Here is a 4,684-nt window from a genome sequence, read left to right as displayed (position 1 = left end):
CAGATGAATGGCGCAGGAAATCCGAAAGCCCTGCAGTTTGCCCATGAGCCGGTCGGCGTCGGTGAGGCCTGACTGTTCCATTCCTGTTCCCCATCCCTGATGCAATGAAACAGGATCGGCCCCGTTGCCTGTGAAGCTTCTCATGACCTGCGACGAGAACGATAGCAGATACTCGTGCCCTTGAAACCAGCTGAGGTGCATGCCCCAATGAGGGGCAGGCGGTCGCCGGTTCGAAGTCCTAAATCGACGTCAGGGCGGGTCCTTCGTCCGGTTCCCCTCCAGACGTCTCCGGCGAGGCTATTGTCCCCGGGCCTCGGAGTGATACCCTGAACGACAGGATCGGTTGAAGCGGAACAGGAGCCATGACACTCCTCTTTGACAACCATCGTCAGACCCTCAAGGTGCGGTGCCTGATGTGGGGGATCTTCGCTGCCGGACTGGCGGCTCTCTATGCCGGCTGGAGCATTTTTCAGACCCTCGGGCTGGCGCCGGGGGACGGTGGCGTGCTGCGCCCGGTCGGCGAACGTCTTGCCTTCGGTGCCGGTGTCGCACTGTTGGGGATCGCCGGTATCGCCGGCATGATGCTCTTTGCTTCGCTCTATGCCGTGACGTTGTCACGCCAGGGCGAGCGGATAGAGATCGAAACCCTGACCCTGTCCGGAATTGGCCGCAGGCACTTCAGCTTCGATGTCTCGGAGGTCGGGGAAGCCGCGTATCACCATGGCCGCATGAAACGCGGCATTGCAACGGACGAAGACGTTGCTATGTACGACGGCATTGACGCACCCTGGATCACAATGCGTGTCGCCGGCCGGCGGCTGCCTTTCATCCTCGACCTGCAGGCGGAAATCATCGAGATCGTGCCGCTGACACTGCTCGCCGAGGGGGCGGTTACGGACTGGCAGAATGACCCGGGGTGAGAGCCATCCGGCATGTCTGTTAGGTTTGGCTGTTGTTGTGCTGCAAGAAGACCAGCGAATGCCGTGCATTGCCGGAGACCGGAAAGTCAGCGGCTGCTTCCGGAGCGAATGATCTCCGCGATTTTCGTGTAACCACGGGCTTCCGCGTGTTGAAGCGGTGTTACACCGTCGCGATCCGGGATCGAGGCATCCGCTCCGGCTTCAATCAGCGCCCGGACGGTGGCGATATGATCCGGACCGCCGTCGCCCAGGATTACGGCTTCGATCAGGGCCGTCCAGCCGAGGTTGTTGACGTGGTCGAGCGGAGCACCGCCGGCAATCAGATGCCGAACGACCTCGTGGTGTCCGAGATGAGCCGCTGCGATCAGGGCGGTTCCGTCATAGACGCTGGTGACAAGATCGGGTCGATTGCCCAGCTCGATCGCAAGCGCCACCATGTCCGGATCGTTCGCGACGGCAGCAATGGTCACGACGTCATAGATCTGGCTATCCAGCGCATTCATGTCGGCACCGGCGTCTGCGAGGGCCCGCAGGGCGTCGTCATGGGAGGCAAAGGCCGCGACATGGGCGGGTGTGCGGCCTGCCTGGTCCCGGGCGTTCAGATCGGCGCCTTTCGCGGCAAGCTGCCGGATGGCCGGAACGTCTCCTTCCTGCGCCGCACGGTGCAAGCCGTCGTAACGGGCGATCTCTGACGGGGACGGAGGGGTCTGGGCCTGGACGGTGGTTGCAGTGACAATCGCCAAAACGGCAAGAAAGCGCTTCATCGCCGGAACTCCCTGCTGGCGACGGCCTGCCCTGGAAGGCAAGCCGTCTCGTGGTCGAATGATTATTCGGCGCCGATCGCGTCGAGCCCGGTCCGGGCACAAACTGCGTCGATATCGCCGGAAGGGGCGCCGCCGACGCCGATACCACCGACCAGCGCGCCGCCGATGCGGATCGGCAGGCCGCCCGCCTGGATCACCAGCCGGTCGTCCATGTCGCGCAGGCCGTCGTTCTGCGGGTTCTTGCCGATGAACCCGGCGAGACCGGCCGTTTCACGCCCCATGCTGGCAGAGGTGAAGGCCTTGCCTGTGCTGCTGCCGACAGTGTGCGGCCCGGCATTGTCGGCACGCAGGACGACTTTCGTCACACCGCTGCGCGCAACGATGGCAACGCTCACATTGTGGCCTTCCGCCGCGCAGGCGTCGAGCGCTGCGTGGGCAGCCTTCTGGGCCATGTCCAGCGGCAGGTACGGTGCGGTGGGCAGGTCCTGCGCGAACCCCGAAACCGGTGTGAACAGGGCGGCGATGAGTGTCAGTTTGCGAAGCATGTCGCTCCTCCTTCGTTGTGATGGAGCGAAGATAACCCTTGGCCGGATTATCGTGTATTCGTAGACCTTGCAGAGAATACCGTAGTTCTACGGAGAGCGTTGGCCTTCAAGCCACAGCCGCGTCAGTTCCGCCGCCGATGTAGTCCCCGCCTTGGCGCCGATGGCGGAACGATGACTGTCAACGGTTCGGGGCGAGAGTTTGAGGGTCTCGGCGATCTGCCGTGTGGTCAGCCCCTTCGCGATCATCTCCAGAACCTGCCTTTCCCGAACCGTGAGCTGTTCCAGCAGGCGCCGGACTTCGTCGGTTTCCAGGGCCCTGCGGCTCTGGTTCTCCAACTCCGAATGCCCCCTCTGGATCGCGTCGATCAGATCCTGCTCGTCGACCGGTTTGCTCAGGAAGTCGATGGCACCGTTCCGGAAGGCGCGGCGACAGGCCTCGATGTCGCCGTGGCCGCTGATCACGATGGTCGGCCAGGTAACGCCGCTTTCCAGCAGACGTTCCTGCAGTTTGAGACCGGAGATAACCGGCATACGGATGTCGAGGATCAGGCAGCCGGGCGCGAGCGTGCCGAGTGTGCTCAAAAACGCTTCGGGCGAGGCAAATCCACGAACGTCGATGCCGATGGTTCGCAAGAGCAGGGACAGGGCGTTGCGCACGGCGTCGTCGTCATCCACCAGATAGACAGGCCAGGTCATTCGGCGGCATCCTTCACATCGCCGCCCGCATCGCGAAGGGTGAGGCGAAACACTGTCTTCTCACGATCCTCGACCAGGGAAAGCTCCCCGCCCATGCGCTCCGTGAGCCTGCTGCAAAGGGCAAGACCGAGGCCGGTTCCATCCGGCTTGCCGGTCACGAAGGGCTCGAACAGACGGGGCCTGAGGTCCGCGGGCACCCCGGGGCCGGAATCGCTCACGTCGATATGGATGGTCTTGCCCGCGCGGCTTGCGGAAATCGTGACCAGGTGGTCACGGCTGCCGGACGCCGCTTCAATCGCATTCCTGGCAAGGTTGAAAATGACCTGTTCAAGTTCAACCGGGTCTGCCCTGACGCTCAATTCGAGGCCTTCCAGACCGGTTTGCATTTGAACGCCCGCCCGGTCGGCCTCCATTTTCAGCAATTGTTCGACGCCACGAACGGCATCACTGACGGAGGTGGTTTGTGAAGTCGAGGAACGTGGCCGGGTCCAGTTGCGGAGCCTGTCGAGAATGGCAGAGGCTCGTTTCGCCTGACCGGCGATGTCGTTGAGGACGGGAGCAACATCATCAGCACCCGCACGTGTCGCCAGATGCCGTCCGGCCTGGGCCTGGCTCAGGATTGCCGTGAGCGGTTGCGTCAGTTCATGTGCCATGCCGCTGGCCATTTCACCAAGGGCATTCACACGCAAGGCATGGGCGAGCCTGACTTCCTGCGCGCTCAACTGAGCCCGCTTTTCCGCCTGCCGTGCGCGCATGAACTGCCGCAGTCCGAGAAACGCTGCCATGTAGAGCAGCGAAGCAACCGCCATGATTGCAAGGAGCTGTCCCGGCGGGAACAGATCCGTCAGGCCGGGGGATATCCCCGCTTCCATAATCAGGGGCTGTGATGAGCTTCCGAGCACTTTCCTGAACTGTGTCTGCGACGGTGAGGACCCGCCGACAAGATTGTGGCCATCGGGCAGCAGCAGCCGTTTCGATACTGAGGGCCGTGCCCAGAAAGCGCTGTCGGAGTTCAGAAGTTCACCGGCATCGACCTGCAGCGCCAGTCCGAAACGGGCCTGGTCGCTGTTCGGGCTCCGCTTGACGAGAAGGTAGCGCTCCGGTGTATCGGGCAGCGACAGCAACACGAGCTTGCCGGTGGAACTGCGTGCTGCGTTCCGGATCTGCGGAGCCAGGTCTGCGTTGACATTGGTCCGGCTCGACAGGAGCGTGGCCGGCGAGTTCAGGGACACCAGGTCGACGGCTTCGATGCGAGGGTAGAAACGCAGAATCGTGTGAGCGACGTCCAGAAAAAGGTCCGGCCGCTCGTCAGTGCCGGCAACGGCGAGGGCGGACAGGGAGGTCAGATGGGCGTCATGCTGATCGGCCCTTTGCGAAGCCTGCCGGTGCAGCGCATTTGCTTCGGACTGCAGTTCGCCCAGGAGCCGCTGCCGCTCATTGAGCGCCGACGACCCGGCGATAACCGCCAGGAGCAGCACCCAGCCGAGGAAAAACCAGCGCAGTGCTTGTGAGGGGGAAGATTTCGAGCTGTTGGATTTCATTCAGGCCAATCTAGTCGCATTCGGGACTGGCGGAAACAAAAACAGCCTGCGGACTTCCGGACTTCCAGTGCCGCCAGCCGGAAAGCCTGCGTTTCCCAGCCGGACTGCGGCATGATGCCGGCGTCCGGCTGTCGCCTTCACAGGTCATGCGGTCAGTGCCGCACGCCGCTCGGCCCGTGCCTGAGAAAATGCCATTGACCGTAGCTGTCGTTCAGATC

General features: G+C 63.0%; 5 protein-coding genes. 1 reads left to right on the top strand and 4 read right to left on the bottom strand.

The annotated features are described in order from the left end of the window. Positions 1-362 precede the first annotated feature (362 nt). A complete protein-coding gene (locus ACQY7U_RS20855) occupies positions 363-920 on the top strand; it encodes a hypothetical protein (RefSeq protein ID WP_428648800.1) in 558 nt (185 codons plus the stop codon). 86 nt (positions 921-1,006) lie between these two features. Here ACQY7U_RS20855 and ACQY7U_RS20850 read toward each other — a convergent pair whose 3' ends face one another. The 4 genes from ACQY7U_RS20850 to ACQY7U_RS20835 form a co-directional block, all read right to left on the bottom strand. Then, positions 1,007-1,684 carry an ankyrin repeat domain-containing protein gene (locus tag ACQY7U_RS20850; RefSeq protein WP_428648798.1) on the bottom strand — a complete coding sequence of 226 codons (678 nt, stop codon included), beginning with the start codon at positions 1,682-1,684 and terminating at the stop codon, positions 1,007-1,009. Positions 1,685-1,746: 62 nt separating this feature from the next. Further along, positions 1,747-2,229, bottom strand: a complete 483-nt coding sequence (locus ACQY7U_RS20845; protein ID WP_428648795.1) for a GlcG/HbpS family heme-binding protein — start codon at positions 2,227-2,229, stop codon at positions 1,747-1,749. 87 nt (positions 2,230-2,316) lie between these two features. Beyond that, complete coding sequence (locus ACQY7U_RS20840) at positions 2,317-2,925, bottom strand: response regulator transcription factor (protein ID WP_428648792.1); 609 nt, start codon at positions 2,923-2,925, stop codon at positions 2,317-2,319. Further along, on the bottom strand, positions 2,922-4,466 hold the full coding sequence (locus ACQY7U_RS20835; RefSeq protein WP_428648789.1) for a sensor histidine kinase: 1,545 nt from the start codon (positions 4,464-4,466) through the stop codon (positions 2,922-2,924). Before ACQY7U_RS20835 ends, ACQY7U_RS20840 begins: the two co-directional genes overlap by 4 nt. Positions 4,467-4,684: the final 218 nt, after the last annotated feature.

The organism is Roseibium sp. (assembly GCF_050301095.1).
Classification (GTDB): domain Bacteria; phylum Pseudomonadota; class Alphaproteobacteria; order Rhizobiales; family Stappiaceae; genus Roseibium.
This window is presented reverse-complemented; position numbering and strand designations above follow the sequence as displayed.

Bases quoted from the DNA above. Each gene is read 5' to 3' on its own strand.
- ACQY7U_RS20850 (WP_428648798.1), bottom strand. From the start codon at position 1,684: ATGAAGCGCTTTCTTGCCGTTTTGGCGATTGTCACTGCAACCACCGTC.
- ACQY7U_RS20855 (WP_428648800.1), top strand. From the start codon at position 363: ATGACACTCCTCTTTGACAACCATCGTCAGACCCTCAAGGTGCGGTGC.
- ACQY7U_RS20845 (WP_428648795.1), bottom strand. From the start codon at position 2,229: ATGCTTCGCAAACTGACACTCATCGCCGCCCTGTTCACACCGGTTTCG.
- ACQY7U_RS20840 (WP_428648792.1), bottom strand. From the start codon at position 2,925: ATGACCTGGCCTGTCTATCTGGTGGATGACGACGACGCCGTGCGCAAC.
- ACQY7U_RS20835 (WP_428648789.1), bottom strand. From the start codon at position 4,466: ATGAAATCCAACAGCTCGAAATCTTCCCCCTCACAAGCACTGCGCTGG.